At 26.1% G+C, this 18,887-nt stretch carries 14 protein-coding genes, 1 tRNA gene and 1 pseudogene; 6 read left to right on the top strand and 10 right to left on the bottom strand.

Going from position 1 to position 18,887, the window contains the following annotated elements:
• Positions 1 to 256 precede the first annotated feature (256 nt).
• Positions 257 to 1,189: an alpha/beta fold hydrolase gene (locus Q0K52_RS11885; RefSeq protein ID WP_297299667.1), complete on the top strand. Its 933-nt coding sequence runs from the start codon at positions 257 to 259 to the stop codon at positions 1,187 to 1,189.
• Positions 1,190 to 1,251: 62 nt separating this feature from the next.
• On the opposite strand, the gene Q0K52_RS11880 is transcribed toward Q0K52_RS11885, so the two are convergent.
• The 3 genes from Q0K52_RS11880 to Q0K52_RS11870 form a co-directional block, all read right to left on the bottom strand.
• Positions 1,252 to 1,740, bottom strand: coding sequence for an NUDIX domain-containing protein (locus tag Q0K52_RS11880; RefSeq protein WP_297299665.1), 489 nt, complete (start codon positions 1,738 to 1,740; stop codon positions 1,252 to 1,254).
• Between the two features lie 20 nt (positions 1,741 to 1,760).
• Positions 1,761 to 3,101, bottom strand: a complete 1,341-nt coding sequence (gene tilS, locus Q0K52_RS11875; RefSeq protein WP_297299663.1) for a tRNA lysidine(34) synthetase TilS — start codon at positions 3,099 to 3,101, stop codon at positions 1,761 to 1,763.
• 370 nt (positions 3,102 to 3,471) lie between these two features.
• The gene (locus tag Q0K52_RS11870; protein ID WP_297299661.1) at positions 3,472 to 3,978 is read right to left on the bottom strand and encodes a hypothetical protein; all 507 of its coding nucleotides are present in this window, start codon (positions 3,976 to 3,978) and stop codon (positions 3,472 to 3,474) included.
• Between the two features lie 480 nt (positions 3,979 to 4,458).
• On the opposite strand from Q0K52_RS11870, the gene Q0K52_RS11865 reads away from it, so the two are divergent.
• Positions 4,459 to 5,346: a restriction endonuclease gene (locus Q0K52_RS11865; RefSeq protein WP_297299659.1), complete on the top strand. Its 888-nt coding sequence runs from the start codon at positions 4,459 to 4,461 to the stop codon at positions 5,344 to 5,346.
• Positions 5,347 to 5,782: 436 nt separating this feature from the next.
• On the opposite strand, the gene argH is transcribed toward Q0K52_RS11865, so the two are convergent.
• The 6 genes and pseudogenes from argH to Q0K52_RS11835 form a co-directional block, all read right to left on the bottom strand.
• Positions 5,783 to 7,171, bottom strand: coding sequence for an argininosuccinate lyase (gene argH / locus Q0K52_RS11860; RefSeq protein WP_297299657.1), 1,389 nt, complete (start codon positions 7,169 to 7,171; stop codon positions 5,783 to 5,785).
• A 2-nt stretch (positions 7,172 to 7,173) separates the two neighbouring features.
• Complete coding sequence (locus Q0K52_RS11855) at positions 7,174 to 8,397, bottom strand: argininosuccinate synthase (protein WP_297299655.1); 1,224 nt, start codon at positions 8,395 to 8,397, stop codon at positions 7,174 to 7,176.
• Positions 8,398 to 8,795: 398 nt separating this feature from the next.
• A complete protein-coding gene (gene argF / locus Q0K52_RS11850) occupies positions 8,796 to 9,737 on the bottom strand; it encodes an ornithine carbamoyltransferase (protein WP_297299653.1) in 942 nt (313 codons plus the stop codon).
• 166 nt (positions 9,738 to 9,903) lie between these two features.
• A pseudogene (locus tag Q0K52_RS11845) lies at positions 9,904 to 10,911 on the bottom strand (Rpn family recombination-promoting nuclease/putative transposase).
• A 116-nt stretch (positions 10,912 to 11,027) separates the two neighbouring features.
• Positions 11,028 to 11,537, bottom strand: a complete 510-nt coding sequence (gene flgN / locus Q0K52_RS11840; protein ID WP_297299651.1) for a flagellar export chaperone FlgN — start codon at positions 11,535 to 11,537, stop codon at positions 11,028 to 11,030.
• Positions 11,538 to 12,198: 661 nt separating this feature from the next.
• Entirely contained in the window at positions 12,199 to 13,494 is a 1,296-nt protein-coding gene (locus tag Q0K52_RS11835; protein WP_297299649.1) for a hypothetical protein, read from the bottom strand.
• A gap of 298 nt (positions 13,495 to 13,792) precedes the next feature.
• Between Q0K52_RS11835 and Q0K52_RS11830 the strand changes: the two genes are divergently transcribed.
• The 4 genes from Q0K52_RS11830 (at position 13,793) to Q0K52_RS11815 (ending at position 17,428) form a co-directional block, all read left to right on the top strand.
• Positions 13,793 to 13,865 (top strand) — tRNA-Val (locus Q0K52_RS11830).
• A gap of 153 nt (positions 13,866 to 14,018) precedes the next feature.
• Positions 14,019 to 15,113 carry a M15 family metallopeptidase gene (locus Q0K52_RS11825; RefSeq protein ID WP_297299647.1) on the top strand — a complete coding sequence of 365 codons (1,095 nt, stop codon included), beginning with the start codon at positions 14,019 to 14,021 and terminating at the stop codon, positions 15,111 to 15,113.
• Positions 15,114 to 15,130: 17 nt separating this feature from the next.
• Positions 15,131 to 16,798, top strand: coding sequence for a 6-hydroxymethylpterin diphosphokinase MptE-like protein (locus Q0K52_RS11820; protein WP_297299645.1), 1,668 nt, complete (start codon positions 15,131 to 15,133; stop codon positions 16,796 to 16,798).
• A 90-nt stretch (positions 16,799 to 16,888) separates the two neighbouring features.
• The gene (locus Q0K52_RS11815) at positions 16,889 to 17,428 is read left to right on the top strand and encodes a hypothetical protein (RefSeq protein ID WP_297299643.1); all 540 of its coding nucleotides are present in this window, start codon (positions 16,889 to 16,891) and stop codon (positions 17,426 to 17,428) included.
• A 670-nt stretch (positions 17,429 to 18,098) separates the two neighbouring features.
• Here Q0K52_RS11815 and Q0K52_RS11810 read toward each other — a convergent pair.
• Positions 18,099 to 18,731: a lactate utilization protein gene (locus tag Q0K52_RS11810; RefSeq protein WP_297299641.1), complete on the bottom strand. Its 633-nt coding sequence runs from the start codon at positions 18,729 to 18,731 to the stop codon at positions 18,099 to 18,101.
• Positions 18,732 to 18,887 lie beyond the last annotated feature (156 nt).

Here is an 18,887-nt window from a genome sequence, read left to right as displayed (position 1 = left end):
ATTTGTAGCAATTTAAATTATAAGGAATACCTTCTTTTTTTAAACTAAAAATGTGCAATATCTATGGCTCTTAAACAAAATACTTGAAAAATATTTATTGCATTAAGGAAAAAAATACTGTATAATTTATTAGCATTTTAAGGATTTATAAATAATAGTGTATAATCAATGACAAAAAACTTGATAATGCTCAAAATAGAAAATAATATTGCAAAAGCAATTTTTTAATAGATTTTTATATATTGGAGTATTTTTTATGGAAATGCTAAATAGAGTATTAATATCAGATGATGGTCATAGAATGTATACTTATCTTTTTATACCTAATTCTAAACCTAAAGCAATAGTACAAATAGTTCATGGACTTGGTGAACATGCGGGCAGATATATAGAGTTTGCAAGTAAATTAACAGAAGCTGGCTTTTTTGTATGTGCTGATGATCATAGAGGATTTGGAAGAAGTACTGTTAGTAAAGACCAAATAGGACATATGGCTGATGATAAAGGTCATGAATTAATAATAGAAGACTTAAAACATTTAATGGTTAATGTTAAAGCTGATTATCCTAATATCCCTTACTTTATGTTTGGTCATAGTATGGGTTCTTTTCTTACAAGAGGTTTTCTAATAAAGTATCATAAAGATTTAGATGGTGCTATTATAATGGGTACAAGAGGAAAAAATAAAGGTATAGAAAATTTAGGAAAAACTATAGCTAATATTCAAAAATCAATATTCGGCGGAAGAAAAAGAGCATACTTACTTGATAAATTATCTGTAGGAGGATATGGAAAAAAATTCTTTCCTAAAGATAAATCTGATTTAGCTTGGCTTACTTCTGATAAAGAAGAAATAAAAAAAGCTCAGGAAGATGAATATTTTTCTGATAAACCTGCAAGTATAGAAACTTATCTTCAATTATTTGAACTTATAGAAAAAATTTCAAATAAAGATAATTATGCTTCTATGAATAAAGAATTCCCTATACTTTTAATATCAGGTGATAAGGATCCTGTTGGAGATATGGGAAAAGGTGTGAAATGGGTTTATGAAATGTATAAATCATTAGGTTTTAAAGATGTTAATATAAGCCTTTATAAAGACGGAAGACATGAAATACTTAATGATAAACAAAGAGAAGAAGTAACTAAAGAAATCATCGATTGGATAAATGCACATATAGCCTAATATTTTTTATTATTATCAACTTTTTAAAAAATCATTAAAAAGTTGATAATGATAATCTTATATTAATCATAATATGCATAAGGTCCTACTTCTCTTGAAGCATCATAATCTTCTTTTATGCTCATAGCATATTTTTCTTTTGAATTAGTAAATTTCAAACAAGATTTTATAGCCTCTTTAGTAAGCGGCGGAACATCTTTCCTATTTAATGTTTCCTCTACATCAAGCCAAATAACCTCACTATTTTCTTCATCATTAATTCTAGCTTCACCTGAAATATATTCAGCCCTGAAAGCTAAATACCAATCATCTGAAGAAAAACGCATTGATACTATTTCCATAGGTTTTACCACTACATTAGTTTCTTCTAAAACTTCTCTTGCAGCAGCTTCAGCAGGAAGTTCGCCTTCATTTATAAATCCACCAGGTATTATAAGAAGTCCGTTTCCTCTGCCGTAATTATGACGCCCTAATAATACTTTATTGTCCTTTATAACTACACAGCCTACGCCTTTTCCAAATATCATTCTTTCATTAGTAGAAAATGCCATTTTTATATCCTTTATTAATTTTATTTATTATAAAAATTTATTTCCAATATATATTCATCTTTATCGCTTGCAGCGGCTTCATTTGATATCCTATTCAAACTATAAGGCTTTAAATATAATCCCAATATATTTTTATTATCATCTGAAGTTATTACTGGTATTTCTTTTCTTTTATCCAAAGCAATTTTCAAATCTATAAAAATATTTCTTAGATATTTTTTATTGCCATTAGGATAGGCATACAAAAAATCTCCGTCTACTTTACTTCTTATTATAATAGGATAATTTGCTTTTATATATAGCTTATCCTTATAATTAATATTTTTATTTAAAACAGTTTTTATTTCAACTTCTTTATCAAAAAAATTATATATTCCATCTTTTTCTATTTTTAAATAATTATTTGTTTCATCACTATATTCTATTTTTTTTATACTTATAGAATTATATTCTTTTATTAAATAAGAATCATCAAGTCTTAATTTTATATTAGGCTTATTTGATTTTATTATATTAAGTATTTCAATAATTCTTTTCTCTGTTATTTCTATACTGTTTTTTGCCAAGAATTTAATAATAATCTTTTTTATAAACAAAGTATTTATATTTTTTATATTTTCTATATTTAGAGTTTTATTATTAATATTTCTTTTATACAGTCTATTAACTCTTTTTCTTAATAATGCACTTTCATCATAAACTCTTTTAGCGAACTGTATAATATTATCTTTTGACTTTGTGTTAATTTCTTCAAGCATTGGTATTATTAAATTTCTTATTTTATTTCTAGCATAATAATTTTTTTTATTTGAAGAATCTTCTCTATGGGATAGATTATTATTTTTAGCATAAGCTTCTATGTCTTTTCTATAGAAATTTAAAATCGGTCTTAAAATATATCCTTTTTTATCTCTAAGACTTTTATAAATATTCGTTCCTGCCCCTTTAATTATTCTATAAATTATAGTTTCAGTTAAATCATCTTTATTATGAGCTATTAATAAATAATCATATATTTTTTGTTTATGTAAAAAATCAAAAAAATCATATCTATCATTTCTAGCCTCAAGCTGTATATTTTTGCCATTATAACTATTTGGTTTTATTTCTTTAACATATATTTTTATATTATATTTTTTAGCCATATCTCTGGCAAATAACTCATCATTTGTAGAATCTTCACCTCTTAAATTATAATTAACATGTATTATTATAAGATTAAATGATAATTTATCTTTCAATCTATATGCCAAATTAAGCATAACTTGAGAGTCTATTCCTCCTGAATATGCAACGGCCAAAGTTTTATTTTTTATATCTTTGATATTTGATATCAAAAATTGTTCTACACTTTCCAACATAATAATCACTCATAATTTTTATTTTATATAATATCATAATATTAATATTTTTTAAAACCATAAAAATAATTTATAATCTTATAACGCACGCAGAATAAAACTAAAAATATGGATTTGTTTGTAATTCAAATTTTATTATATTGTTAATTTGGTTTACCGTGCGTTAAATAAATTTTTAAATCTAATTACCATTTGGGTGGGGGCCAGAATTTATAATTAAGCCATAAAGATAATTAGTATTAAAATTCAAAAAATAAAATAACAAACTTTAAAGGGCGGGATATGTAATTAAATTTTTAAACTTATTTTTATAATTTTCCCACAGCAAAAGTATTTATAAAAATAATTTTAAATTCAATTTTTTATAAATTTATTGCTGTACATTTAATTGTTTTTCATAATTGTATTTCAATATTTCAGAAAATATTTTGCATGTTTTATTATTTATCTTATACCTATTTGTATCAGTTTCTGTAACATATTCTAAATAAACATTTCCTTTATAAAAAAAATCAATAAGTTTATCTATATTATCAATATTGTTAAAACCTATAAAGACCAAGCTATTTTCTGCATGCATTAAATCAATTTTAGGAATTACAAATGTATCTACCTTGTTATTAAATTGTACTTCTTTTAATCCTTCTAATAATTCATCAAATCTAATTATAGTTTGTATAACAAATAAATTGTCTTCCATTTTCAGAGTATTAAAAGATAAGGTATTAAATTTTTTCATGTTAAATACATAACTATTTGATTTTTTATCATAGCTGAAATATTGTTTAAGAAAATTTTCATCAGCCTGAAAAGTAATAGAATATCCTGTAAAAACAAAATTAAAAATTAAAATAAAAATTAATAATATTCTTTTCATAAATAAATCCTAATAAAACTTAAATATGTTTACTTAATTATAGTTTATTATTAGGAAAATACAATTAAATAAGTTTTTAATGCATTTTGAATCCCGCCCTTTTAAATTTATAGTTTTAATATCAATTAAAAATTTTATTTATATTAAAAGCCAAATAAGAAAAAGTATACCCACCCAAGTGCTGATTAAATTTAGAATTCTAGCAACGCACGGTAAATGCACTATAATATATTATTTAAATTGAATTAATAATCAAACTTATATTTTAGCTTTTCTCACCGTGCGGTAAAAGCATAACAAATTAAAATAAAACTTGGGCGGGTGCTAAAATTTCTGATAGAACAACAAGTATCATAAAACTACAATTACAAATTTAAAACAAAAGACTATAAAGGGCGGGATTTAGAATAACATAAAAAAGACATTGTAAAAAAGCAATTATTAAAGTATGATTTTATATATAGTTTAGGAGTTTTGTAAATGGCACTTTTGAAATATCGAGATTATGACAAATATGTATTGAAATTCTTTTATGAAATAAATAAACCAGCACACAGAAAAGATACTTATAATAAATTAAAAGAATATACAAATACAAGTGAAGAAGATTTCAATCTAATAACAAAAAACGGATACAATAAATTTAATTCTAGAATTCATTGGTCTTTAGTTGTATTAAAGAAAGCCCAGTTAATAGAAAATATAGATAAAGGAATATATCAAATAACTGACTTCGGTAAAAAATTCTATGAGGAAAATCCTAACTTTGATTTCAAAACATTAAAAGAAAAAACTCCTTATTTAGAAAACAGTAAGAGCAATTCAGATGATGAAGACATAGAAGAAATAGAAGATGAAAACAGAAATGAAATAGAGAAAAGCATTGAAGAATATTATGAGAGTGTAGAAAAAGATATACTTGACCGTTTACAGTCTATGGGTGAGAATAATGTTGACAAGGGCACTAAATTTGAAAATATATGTTTAGAACTGCTTGAAAAAATGGGATATGGTAAAAAATACAGAACTGGAGGAAGCGGAGACAGAGGAATTGATGGTACTCTTACTATGGATAAATTCGGATTCGATATGATAGGCATACAATGCAAATGCTATAAAGAAAATAATAAAGTTAATGATACAGAAATAACTAAATTTGCTCATGGACTTAAAAATGTCAATGGCATAAACAGAGGAATTTTTATAACTACTTCAGATTATACTCCACAGGCTAAAAAAGTTGTTGAGGAATTAAAAGATATAAAAATAATTTTGATTAACGGATACAGACTTGCTAAATATATGCGTGAATATGAAGTGGGAGTAAAAGTACTTGAAACAAGAAATATTTATGATGTGATAATATAAATTTATATTTTTGAAACTTTGACTAAGATAAAAAAGTTGATATATCTAAACAGCTATATTTTGTCAAAAAATATTTTATTATTTTTATTATTTGTGGGGACTAGCCCCCACACCCCCCAGTTCTTTTTGTGACCAAAAGAACCAAAAAGACTGCATTTTTAGTCAGAATATAGTTCTTATCTTAATATTTAAATAAAACTTAATAATCTTTTATACTATTAATAAATCAAAATTACATTCATAAATAACTCAAAATTGACAAAATATAGCTGTTTAGGTATATATTATTTAAATGAATTAATAATTAAATTTATATTTTTAGCTTTACTCACCGTGCGTTAAAAATAATGCAGTAAAAAAATGCAATAAAAAAACAAGAGTAGCATTTTTCAACAGCACTCTTGTTCTATATTTTTTATTTACTTAAATAATAAATTTATTTTCCGTTTGATTTGAGCCAATCTTCATTTATCTTTATTACTTCTAAAACAGCACTCTCGCTAGGACTTCCAATCATTGTCTTGTTGGAAACCTGAGCCTCTGGAGTTATACAAGCATAAATATCATCTTCAAAAAGATCGGACTCTTTTTTATATTCTTCTATAGAAAGAGTAGAAAGATTTTTGTTATTGTTGATTGAATATACTACAAGACGTCCAGAAACAGCATGTGCATCTCTGAAAGGCATACCCTTTCTTACAAGATAATCAGCAACCTCAGTAGCATTCAAAAATCCTTCATTAACAGAATTAAGCATATTATCTTTATTAACTTTCATTGTCTTTAATACATTAGGAAGTATAGATAAACAATTCTTAACATTCTCTAAAGAATCAAATATACCCTCTTTGTCCTCCTGCATATCTTTATTGTATGCTAAAGGCAAAGACTTCATCACTGTCAATATGGAAAATAAATTTCCGTAAACCCTTCCTGTCTTTCCGCGAATAAGTTCAAGTATATCCGGATTCTTCTTTTGAGGCATTAAGCTTGAACCTGTTGTAAACTCATCATCAAATTCTACAAATTTAAATTCTGAAGTAGAATATAATATCAGCTCTTCAGAAAAACGGCTTAAATGCATCATTATTATTGATAAAGCAGATTCAACTTCAATAACAAAATCCCTATCAGATACTGCATCCAATGAGTTAAGCATAACATTCTTGAAATTGAGTGTTTCAGCAGTTTTTTTGTTGTCTATTTTGTAGGTAGAACAAGCCAAAGCACCAGCACCTAAAGGCATAACATCTATTCTTTTATAGGCATCAGTCAATCTGTCAAAATCTCTTTTAAACATCTCAACATAAGCACCTAAATAATGTGCAAATGTTATAACCTGTGCCCTTTGAAGATGTGTATATCCGCTCATATAGGTTTTTGTATGCTCTTTTTGAATGCTTACCAATGTAGAAATTAAATCTAATATTAAAGATTTTATATTTTCTACTTTGTTTTTTAAATGCATTCTCAAATCAAGTGCCACCTGATCGTTTCTGCTTCTTCCAGTATGAACTTTTTTTCCAACCTCTCCTACTCTGTCAATAAGCCATCTTTCAACTTGAGTATGAATATCTTCCAATTCAAAATCGAATTGAAGTTTATTATTTTCAATATCATCTAAAATTTGTTTTAGACCATTTATTATAGTTACGCTTTCATCAAGAGGTATAATAGAGCATTCTCCAAGCATTTTTGCATGTGCTATGCTTCCTAAAATATCCTCTTTGTACATCTTACAATCGAAAGATAATGAGGAATTAAAATCATTAGCTTCCTTGTTAAGCTCTTTAGAAAAGCGTCCTCCCCATAATTTTTCTTTCATAATTAAATATTTAACCCCATTTTTTTAGCTTGCTCTTTCATTAAAGCATTAACTTTTAAAGGTAAACCGAATAATGTTATGAAGCCTTGAGCATCATGGTGATCATATAATTCGCCTGTAGTAAAGCTAGCCAAACTCTGATTATAAAGAGAATAAGGAGAAGTAACACCAGCAGGTATAATGTTACCTTTGTATAATTTTAATTTTACTTTTCCTGTTACAGTTTGCTGAGTGCTGTCAATAAATGCACTTAAAGCTTCTCTTAAAGGAGTAAACCATCTTCCGCTGTATACTAAGTCAGTTAATTTATGAGAAACTACTTGTTTGAAATATAATGTTTCTCTGTCTAAACATAAGTGTTCAATTTCTCTATGTGCAGCATAAAGAATAGTACCGCCAGGAGTTTCATATACGCCTCTGCATTTGATTCCTACTACTCTGTTTTCTAATAAATCAACTATACCAACTGCATGCTTTCCGCCTATTTCATTTAAGTATTTAACTAAATCAGAAGGAGAGAAAGTTTTTCCGTCTACTTTAGTTGGTATACCTTTTTCAAATTCTAATTCTACAAACTGACCTTCATTAGGAGCATTCTCTAAAGTGTTTGATAATTTAAGAAGTCTTTCATAATTAGGCATATTAGCAGGATCTTCAAGTTCTAATCCTTCATGTGATAAATGCCAAAGGTTCTTATCTCTTGAATAAGAATCATCTTTCTTCATAGGAACTTCTATGTTTCTTTCTTCTAAGTATTTGATTTCTTCTTCTCTTGAAGCTATGTTCCATTCTCTCCAAGGAGCAATGATTTCAAAGTTAGGAGCTAATGCTTTAACAGTTAATTCAAATCTTACTTGGTCATTACCTTTTCCGGTAGCACCATGAGCTATAGCTGTAGCACCTTCCTCTAAAGCAACCTCAACAAGTTTTTTTGCTATTAAAGGTCTTGCTGCAGAAGTACCAAGTAAATATTTATCTTCGTATACAGCTTCAGCTTTAACTATAGGATAGATATAATCTGTAACAAATTCATCTTCGCATTTAACTAATCTGTATTTTACAGCACCAGTTTTTAAAGCTCTTTCCTCTAAACCGTCAGTTTCTGTACCTTGACCAACATCTACACATACAGCGATTACATCATAATCATAATTCTCTTTAAGCCATGGTATAATAACTGTAGTGTCCAAACCGCCTGAATAGGCTAATACTAATTTTTTTTTCATGATAAATCCCTTCTTTACTTATAAAATGTTTTTATTTAATTATTGATTTGCAGGGTTTTGCCCACCACTCTGTGTGCTATGCATCACCCTACTTCTTTTACCGACGCTCTGCGAGCACCTACTCGGTGTTGCCACAAAGAACCAGGCACAGCCAGCCTTCGGCTAAAGACTATTATTTTCACTATATACCCGCTACAAATCGTACCTTTATGAAATGTATAAATTTAAATAATTTATTTGACATATAAAAACATAATTAATATGATTTAACACTATTTTTTACTTGCACTTTTTGGTTCTTTTTGCGGCGGGAAAAAGAACAATAAAAAATTAATAAATTTTTAGTATATATACAACTCCAGAAATCACAAAGATTTAAAATTAATTTAATATAAATATTATTCTTTTACTATACTGCTCATTATAGCCATTTGAGCATGCATTCTGTTTTCTGCCTCTTCATAAATATATTGAGAATTCATATTGAATACTTCTTCGCTTATCTCCTCGCCTTTATGTGCTGGCAAACAGTGAAGTGCTATAGCTCCTTTATTAGCAAGATCAAATAACTCTTTAGTAAGAGTAAAGCCCTTAAATACATTAAGTCTTTCTTCTTTCTCTTTCTCCTGTCCCATAGAAGCCCATACATCTGTATAAACTACATCGGCTCCGCTTACTGCCTCTTTTACATCATTAACAATATCAACAGTACAGCCTGTATTTTTTGCTATATTCTTAGCTACTTCTATAGTTTTTGCATCCGGTTCATAACCTTTAGGAACTCCTACTTTGATATTAACTCCTAAAGAAGTACAGCCTGTTAAAAGACTGTTGCATACATTATTACCGTCGCCTATATATGTTAATGTTAAACCTTTCAATTTACCAAAATGTTCTTTCATAGTAAATAAATCTGCCATAATCTGACATGGGTGTGAAAGGTCTGTTAAAGCATTTATAACAGGTACTTTTGAATATTTAGCAAAATCTTCAACATCGCTATGAGCAAAAGTTCTAATCATAATCAAATCACAGTATCTTGAAATTACGTTAGCACTGTCTTCAATACTTTCTCTCTGTCCCAATATTATTTCATCTTGTTTTAATACAAAAGCATCTCCGCCTAATTTCTTCATTCCTATTTCAAAACTTAAACGTGTTCTTAAACTAGGTTTTGAAAAATACATTACCATTGTTTTATTTTTCATTATATCGATTTCTTCATTGTTCCTTACTTTTGATTTTAACTCGAAGGTATAATCAATCAATGCTGATAGTTCTTCGCTTGTAAAATCTTCTAAATTAATAAAGTCTCTTCCTGATAAATTTACTTTTTTCATATTTGTATCCGTTATTTTAAATTATTATTGCGAGTAATACTATATATCGTTTTTATAATTTTGCAATATTTTTGTTTAGTTTTTTAATTATTTAAATGAAATTGTTTATAATATATAGCACTGATATATTTAGAACAAGTTTAGTTCTTATAAAAAATACCTAAAATTATAATTTTTCTATTATATCAATACTTAAACCTGTTAATTCATTAATGAGTTTTATATCCATATTTTTATTTTTCATTCCTTTAGCTATTTCTATAGATTTATTTATTTCACCTTCCTCTCTGCCTTTTTCAATTCCTTCTGACCTACCTTCTGCAATACCTTGTTCTTTTGCTTTTTTTAAATCTAACTCCAAACTCTTATCAAAAAAATATGAATCTATTTCTCTTTTTTTATATTTATCCATTACAGGACTATCATTAACAAAAGTATTACATTTCTTTTCTACTTCTTCAAAAATTGTATTTTCTTTTATAAGTATAGACATGTTTTCCCCCATTTATAAATAAAAAATTACTCGCTATCAGGCTCTTTTAAGTGAACTTAAAAGAGGCTCATAATTTTTTATATAAAAAAATTTTAGCCAAGAAATAAATTCTTTATTAAGTTTTTCAAAATCTTTTGTCTTAGTTATATCTTTTAAATCCAATTTAGGTAATTCAATAAAATGTAATTGACAATGATCTGTTAATATTCTATTGTTATTTAATTCTTTTAAAACATAGCAGCTATGAACATCATCTGTTAATATAAAGTTTGTAATATTTATACTGATAACAGCTTTCAATTCATCATAAATTCCGCCTCTGTTCAAACTGCTTGTATAATTATAAGCCCAATAAAATAAAGCCCTTTTTACAAAATCTTCATTTCCTCTAGCTTGAATCTCTATTAATACAGTTATTCCTGTTTCGGTTGTAGCCTTTATATCAACTATAGACTCTTTTTCATCATAATTTTCAGCTACATTAAATGGATTTAATATTTCAATTTTTGAAAAAGTTGCAAAGTCTGAATCTTTAAATACAGAATTAATAAAATGCAAAGCTATATGTTCATTTCCAGTATGTGAAAATAAATAGCGTACAAAATAATCATTAATCCTATTTAAATTATTTACTGTAATAGGCTCATTTAATATTTTTTTAAGCTTTTCCAAATCTTCCATATTTTTATTATAATAAAATATTTTTAGTTTGTCAAAAATTTTGAGTACATACAAAAAAAACGTATAACATATACACTATGCCATACGTTTAATTAAGATATAAATATTATATAAAATTAAACTTGCTTATTTACTAATACTGATAATTTCCTATTAACAACATGTTCTTTACCTTTGTTGTTATAGCCTACTTTTTTGCTCTCATTTAAAACTTCTTTCATATTTGCAAATAAATCTAAAGCTTCATCAAAAAGTTTTGGAGCTAATTTGTTTAAATGTTTTAATCTAGCCATTAAAGTAACTAATTCAAGGCGTAATGCAGATATTTTAGCAGTTTTATTTAAAGGTATTCTTCTAATAATATCTGATAAAGTTGCTGTTTCTGATAAATGAGGGAATTTATTTAATACTATCAAGTCTATAACATTTTCTCTTAATTTTCTAAGCTCATTAGCTTCTGTCATCTTTTCATTTTGATGGTCGCAATATAAATGTATATCTTGTAATCTAGTATTGATTATAGAATTAACTTTTTTTTCCTCATCTTCCAATATTATTTTATACACTTCTATTTCTTTTGCTAAAAGAATCTCTATTTTTGTAAGTTCTTCATATAAGTTAAACATAAATACCACCTTTGAATTAACAGTTACTTAAATAGTTATTAGGTAACACACGATAGATTATCGGTCGTAATTATGATTACTTTACATAATTTTTTTATCAAGAACTGAATTTTTTCAGCACATTATTTAAATTTAAAAACACTATTATAAAATATAATATAAAAATAAATAATATATACTGAAATTTTTTAAGTTTGTCAACTAATGGACTTTATTAAATGTTATCTACTTTTTTGCTGCACACGCTCTGCGGGATACGCCAAAGTAGATATATCCTCGACAGACTTGGATACGCTTCGCGAAAACGCAATTGCTAGAACTTTATATTAAAAAAATACTTATTAAATTAGGATATAACCTAAATTTAGACCATAAATGCAGTCTTTTTGGTTCTTTGTGGCAATACCACCCTAAAGGACTTCCTTCGGTCGCAGGCACTCCCTACGGTCGCAAAAGAAGTGGGGTATGGGGCAAAGCCCCATATATTAAAAAGAGAATATAATTTTATTTTTGACAAAATATAGTTGTTTAGGTATATACTAAATTTATTAAAACTTTATAAAAAATTTAGTTTTACAATAACTTTTAAACTTATTTCTTTAAAATTATAATATTTTTTTATATACAAATAATTTTTGATAAAAGGTATTTAATTTACAGATTAATGTTCTACTTCTATGGATTTTATAGCTTTTAAGCAAGTATCTTTATTTTCTTCACCTGTATATGTAAACCAAGCAAGGAGAGCTAATTTTTTAGTAACAGCAGCTACAGTAATAATATAATCATGATCTTCCAATTCTTTTTCATATACTACACTTTTTATATGACTGCTTTCTACTTTTATATCTAACTCATCGCCTTTATCTTCGCCTGCAATGTCTATTTGTTTTAATACATATTCCATTATAACATCAGTTTCTTCATTAGCAAAAGAATAAACCTGCATTGCTATATATATATTTATATCTTTGAATTCTATTAAAGTTTTATTATTTTTAAATATATTCATACGCATAGGCAACACTATAGTAAATCCGCCTGCTATAGAATATCTTGCTAATTCTAATCTGAAACCTATTTCTGCAGTTTGCTGATGAGGATTCTTCTTTTTTTCTATAAATTTTGCCAAATTTTCATCATCTAATTGATGAGCTATATCTATCAATATGTCCCAAGGATATTTAAGATTAGTATCTTTTTTATATGACTCTTGAAATGAATACATAATTTTTTTATATATAGTTCTCTCTCTGTCATCAATAATATCTCTAAAAGGATAAAAAAGCCAAATCATACTGACACAGCTTTTGAACCAGAATTTGGCATTCATCTCCTCATTATCCCAAATAAAGAAATCTTTTGCTAACTCAAGTCTTTCTTCTATGCTAGAATTAATAAAATCACTAAACCAATTTTTTCCCCAATATCCTAAAGCAGAAAGAGCAAAATACTGTTTTACTATATAAGGATAATCAAAAGGCATCGATATCATAAAATTATTGTAACCGCTATCATTATGATGATTTATAAGCATTTGAGCATAGCTAGCCAATGAATTAACAAAGAACTTTTTTAAATCTTCAAAATTTCTATTTCTAAAATATCCGCTTGGATCTTTATGCGTATCATCTTCTTTAAACTCTATATCAAGTCTTCTTGCTATTCTATCTAAAACACCAACTATAAATCTATGATATCCTGCTCCAAATGCACCTGTACTAATAGTTATAAATATAGTGTCTGTTTTAAACTCAAAATATATTGGATCTGAAGATGGATGAAATGAATATATAAGAGTATTGCCGTCTTCTATTATAGAAAACTCCGAAAGCATAACAAGCGGGTTAATATTAACTTCATTCAAAGATGATACTATTGCTTTAAATAGTCTATCTTTTGTGGGAATAACCCTTCTATTATCAAATTTGGCTGAAAGCAAAAACTCTATATTCATAATTTAATTAATATTCTACTTATATAAATTTATCATATTTACAGTATACTATAATAACATTTTTTATTATTTTAGCAATATATTTTTGATAAAGTTTTTATATATTATAGTAAATAATTATACTAAATGTGTTATTTTCATAATAAAAACATAAAAAAACCCCAATAAACAATATTTTAAAAAAAATAATATAATTTTTTAACTTAAATAATTTTTAATAATTAAGTAAATTTATTAACTTTGCCTATTGACTTTTTTTGAATGTCATGGTAATATAATATCATCATTTCAAATGAAAGGGCGATTAGCTCAGCTGGGAGAGCGGGTGCCTTACAAGCACTAGGTCGGCGGTTCGAGCCCGTCATCGCCCAATCCTTTTTAATTCCTTCTCTAAATAATAAATATTCCTATTAAATATCTGTTTTTTAACGATATTAAATTTGAATTAATTTGAAAATTATGTTAGTATTATGTCTCAATTAACATAATTTTTCTTAAACTTAAATAAACTTAGTAGAGAGTATATGACCGTTTTACAATATGTATTAATAATAGCTGCTATATTGGCTGTATTAGCAGTTATAAGCTTGATAATTAAAGCTAGTTCAAAATATAAAGCTGTTACAATAGCATTAATCATTATAATAGTTTCTTCTATATCTGCTGTAGGAATAATGTATATTAATAATACTAAAAATATGCTGCCTAATTTAACTGCAGATTTGAAGCAGCAGCAATTAGAAGAAGAAAAAAAGAGAATAAGAAAAGATATGATTATAAGACCGGGAGCTTTAGAAACTATAGCTCTACATTTGGCATACTCAAATAGAATATCGCCTCCTACTATAAGAAATAGAGAATTAGGTTTCTATTTAGATGGTATATGGTTCAATTGGGCTGATGGTAAATTATTAACTGATGAAGATATATCAAATCAAGATGCTTATATACCTTTCGGATTTTATTCTTATACTGTAGACGGAATGCCTAAACTAGAAGAAGAAACTCCTGAAAGAACAAAAGAGCTTCAAGAATACTACAAAAAAAGAGTAAATAACACTAAATATATAAATAATAAATTTTTAGATACGCTTTATGACGGTACTAATGAACGTTCTTTAGTAAAACATATTAGTACTGAAAGTATATTAGGATACAAAGTAAGAGTGCATGATTATGTATATGAACAGCTTTCTAATGTAAGTGTGGAAGTAAAACTTATAGCCCAAACTAATCAGGAAACAAAAGAATTTTTAGATTCATTAAAAATTGTAAGCGGATATGTTTGGAAAATTATTTCAAAAAGTGCAAGCAGAAGCTATCATAGTTATGGTGTTGCTTTTGATACTTTGCCTAAAAAAAATAATGGAAAACAAATTTATTGGGCTTGGACAAGAGTGAATAATAAAGCTTGGTATGCTGTTCCTTATGAGAAAAGATGGCATCCTCCTAAAACAGTTGTTAAAACTTTTGAGAAGTATGGTTTTATATGGGGAGGAAAATGGCATAATTACGATACTATACATTTTGAATATAGACCGGAACTTATTATATACAACAAAATAAAAAATGATGAAGATGCCACTTATGAACTTATAGAAAAATACGGTATATTCTAAAATAGAGTTGCTTTTATATGACAAATAATATTTTAAATAAAAATTTAGATGAGCTTAATAAAAATAAATATAATTTCAGAGCTGTTACAAAATTAAAAGAATATATTATAACAAATAATAAATATCAGCTTAAACAAACAAAGAATAATCTTTTTAGTGTTCTTTATAATAATAAGCCTTTAACCTCCACTTATGCTCCTATGGAAGAAGCTAAAAGATTAATAAGTCAATTTATAAAAGATGATAAGGAACATATAGGAATATTTTTATCTATTGCTTCATTCTATCATATAGAATATTTCCTATCATTAAATAAGAATAATAAAGCTATAATAATAGAAAAAGATATTGAAATTGTAAAGCTTATATTAGAAAATATTGAAGAAAAAAATTTAAAAAATATCATCATAATATTAAATGAAAATATAGAAAGCATACTCGCATTCTTTAATTTTTATATGAATGATTATGATACAAAGAGAATAGTATATATAAGGCATGTAAGAGCTTCAAATATAGATACTGAAACTACAGAATATTATGACAATGTTAATATATGTTTGGCAAACAGCATAAAAGAAAAATTAATGTCATTAACTTCTAATTATTATTTTGCTCCTATATGGGCTAGAAATATATTATATAACATGCATTTTAATAAAGGCTATTCTATAAAAACATATCAAAATATTTTAGATAAAAAGATTCCTGTTCTTCTGGTTTCTGCCGGAGCTTCTATTGATAATTATATAGAAAAAATAAAAGAATTATCTAAAACGCATTTTGTTATAGTTTTATCTCATGGATTTAATACATTAATAAAAAATAATATAAAGCCTGATGCCGTAGTTTCCACCGACGGAGGTTTTTATTCTTCAATACATATTTTAGAAATTTTAAAAGAAGAAAATAAAAATATAAATATTTTTACAACTCATAGTGCTTATCCTTTTCCTTTTACCCATATTAAAGATGAGAGAATATTTTATTTTTCACATGATGAAAGCCTTGAGAAAATACTATACCCTATTAATGATATAGATGACAAAGAGAGTAATATATATTTTTATATGGAAGGAAGCGTTATAATGCCTGCTTTAAGAATAGCATATATGCTTGCTCCTAAATATATACTTCTGGCAGGATGCGATTTCTGTCATGTTGATGATAAAAGCCATTCAATTTATTCAAATGCTGTGGCTTTGGATTTTATTAACAGCAGCAAATTGAAAACTTTTGAGAATGCCAAATATAAAAGGCTTAGTGATAATCAAAAGGTAAAATGTTATGATAATATTTACAGAAATACTTCATCTTCTCTTATAAGCTATAAAAATCATTTTGAAAATCTTATTCAAGAAATTTCAAATATGATTGATGTATTTACTTTAACTAAAGAATCTGCTAATATAAATAATGTAAAAATATTTAATGAAGATATAGTAAAAAGCAATACTGAAAAAAAAGATATAAAAATAACTAATTATATAAGAGAAAAAATTGATAAAGAAAATTTAATAAAGAAAATTAATGAGTTTATAAATAGTAATGATAATATATCAGAAATTGGTAATTTAATATCTCCTTGGCATGTTGATGAGATAGAAAAATCAAGAATTACTTATGAAGAATTTAAAAATTATATAAATAAATGGTATAATGATATAGAAAAATTATTGTATTGAATGTATTTTATTTCTAATAATTTTTTACAAATTAACGATAATATGTTAAGTAAACATAATATGTGTACATGATAAAAAACAGGAGAATATATGACAAGAATAATATTTGTATTTATATCTTTAATTATCTTCAGTTTACAGGCATTTCCTAAAGCCGTAACTACATACTATAATAATTGGAAAATAAGAGAAATAGTTTATGATAATACAGACACAAAAACTGTTACAATGACTATGAAAAATGATAATAATTTTGAAATATATATAGCATCAAGAGGAAATCAATTAAGTGTTAGTATAAATTGGTATAAAGACCGTATAGATGAAAACACTCCTATAGTTGAATATAGTTTTGATAATGCATCTTCAAAATCTGTTGAACCTATAATGAGATCATCAGCAGAAAATTTCGATATATTATACACTATATCACCAGCATTCGGAATCATTCAAGAAAAAGAGATGGTAGAATTTTTTAGAACTTTAATAAAAAGCAAAAGTTTGACTATAAGACCAAACAATTATGGTGAAAAATACAAAATTAATATTGTAGGTTTAAAACAAGCTATAGAAAAGACTGATTTTTCAGGCACTTTATTTGATAAGTATAAAAGTCAAATATTAAGATAATTCTACGCTGTTATATTTTTATTCATCACCGCACGCAGAATTAAACTAACAATATAAATTTATTAGCAATTCAAATTTAATTATATTGTTAATTTAGTTTAACCGTGCGTTAAATGCATTTTAAGGTTAATTTAAACTTGGGCGGGTGCTGTAATTTATAATTAAGCCTTAAAGATAATTAATATAAAAATTCAAAATAAAGCAATAAACTTTAAAGGGCGGGGTATGTAAGTAGGTTTTTTAACTTATTTTTAATCCCACCCTATAGACTTTCAATTCTTTAATTATATTTCTGAACTATTTTTCCTTATAAATATAAACTGTTATTTTAGCTGCCCACCCAGATTTTTTTATATTTGTTATATATTCACCGCACGCAGAATAAAGCTAACAATATAAATTTATGAGTAATTCAAATTTAATTATATTGTTAATTTAGTTAACCGTGCGTTAAATGATTTTAAGGTTAATTTAAACTTGGGCGGGTACTGAAATTTATAATTAACCCTTAAAGAAAATTAATATAAAAATTCAAAATAAAGCAATAAACTTTAAAGGGCGGGGTATGTAAATAGATTTTCAAATTATAATTAACATACAAATATATTAAAGTTATACTGTACATAATAAATATTTTTAATTAGCACAGTATAACTTTTTAAATCAAAAATTAGAATCCTAATTCTTCATCTATAAATATAATATGTATTCTGTCTTTTATATGGCATTTATTAACTACAATTGTATAAGCACATAATCTTTTTTCTATATCGCAATTTTCTTCATCGCAAACCATATTACCTACACAGCATGGATTATCTAATTTAAATCTTACAGAATTTTCACCAGCAGCAATACTTCTTACTCTTTTTATAGCATCTTTTTCTGTATCGCAAACTTTATTTCTTCCAACAATCAAAAATACTTTTTTAGGCCCATAAATAGTAGCAGCAACTCTGTTTCCGCCTCCATCTGTTGATACTACATCACCATTCTTTGTTATGGCATTAGCAGAACATAAATAAACATCACTGCTGAATGCTTTTACTTCTGCTTCAGCTTTTAATTCTTTATTGTTTCTATCAATAAAATTTTTATAGCTTTTTAAATCCTCTAATATACCCATTTGATTAACTGAAGTACTTCCGCCAAAAGTTATAACATCATCTTCTTTAATAAGAGATAATACAAACTTTTTAGCTTCTTCTTTGTTAGAAAAAGAATCAAATGCAAAACCTTTTTTATTGAATTTATCTTTTAAAACTAAAGATAATTTTTGAAAATATTCTTCCTGAACTGTCATAAAAAATCCCTCATTTATTTTAAACTTTGATTTAGTATAGTACAAGTAATATTTTTTTCAAGCAAATAAAATTTGTTTAAAATGCACAGGAGCCAGACATATTGCATTAAGTATTCCTTAGTTTTTTAAAGTATAACATAGGTGTATCATAATTTA

This window comes from uncultured Brachyspira sp., from assembly GCF_944390845.1.
Lineage (GTDB): Bacteria > Spirochaetota > Brachyspiria > Brachyspirales > Brachyspiraceae > Brachyspira > Brachyspira pulli.
Note: the sequence above shows the minus strand (reverse complement) of the source record. Positions and strands in the feature narration are given on the sequence as shown.

What these genes read in the sequence shown, in the direction of transcription:
- Q0K52_RS11885 (WP_297299667.1), top strand. Translation starts at nt 257, where the DNA reads ATGGAAATGCTAAATAGAGTATTAATATCAGATGATGGTCATAGAATG.
- Q0K52_RS11880 (WP_297299665.1), bottom strand. Translation starts at nt 1,740, where the DNA reads ATGGCATTTTCTACTAATGAAAGAATGATATTTGGAAAAGGCGTAGGC.
- tilS (WP_297299663.1), bottom strand. Translation starts at nt 3,101, where the DNA reads ATGTTGGAAAGTGTAGAACAATTTTTGATATCAAATATCAAAGATATA.
- Q0K52_RS11870 (WP_297299661.1), bottom strand. Translation starts at nt 3,978, where the DNA reads ATGAAAAGAATATTATTAATTTTTATTTTAATTTTTAATTTTGTTTTT.
- Q0K52_RS11865 (WP_297299659.1), top strand. Translation starts at nt 4,459, where the DNA reads ATGGCACTTTTGAAATATCGAGATTATGACAAATATGTATTGAAATTC.
- argH (WP_297299657.1), bottom strand. Translation starts at nt 7,171, where the DNA reads ATGAAAGAAAAATTATGGGGAGGACGCTTTTCTAAAGAGCTTAACAAG.
- Q0K52_RS11855 (WP_297299655.1), bottom strand. Translation starts at nt 8,397, where the DNA reads ATGAAAAAAAAATTAGTATTAGCCTATTCAGGCGGTTTGGACACTACA.
- argF (WP_297299653.1), bottom strand. Translation starts at nt 9,737, where the DNA reads ATGAAAAAAGTAAATTTATCAGGAAGAGACTTTATTAATTTAGAAGAT.
- flgN (WP_297299651.1), bottom strand. Translation starts at nt 11,537, where the DNA reads ATGTTTAACTTATATGAAGAACTTACAAAAATAGAGATTCTTTTAGCA.
- Q0K52_RS11835 (WP_297299649.1), bottom strand. Translation starts at nt 13,494, where the DNA reads ATGAATATAGAGTTTTTGCTTTCAGCCAAATTTGATAATAGAAGGGTT.
- Q0K52_RS11825 (WP_297299647.1), top strand. Translation starts at nt 14,019, where the DNA reads ATGACCGTTTTACAATATGTATTAATAATAGCTGCTATATTGGCTGTA.
- Q0K52_RS11820 (WP_297299645.1), top strand. Translation starts at nt 15,131, where the DNA reads ATGACAAATAATATTTTAAATAAAAATTTAGATGAGCTTAATAAAAAT.
- Q0K52_RS11815 (WP_297299643.1), top strand. Translation starts at nt 16,889, where the DNA reads ATGACAAGAATAATATTTGTATTTATATCTTTAATTATCTTCAGTTTA.
- Q0K52_RS11810 (WP_297299641.1), bottom strand. Translation starts at nt 18,731, where the DNA reads ATGACAGTTCAGGAAGAATATTTTCAAAAATTATCTTTAGTTTTAAAA.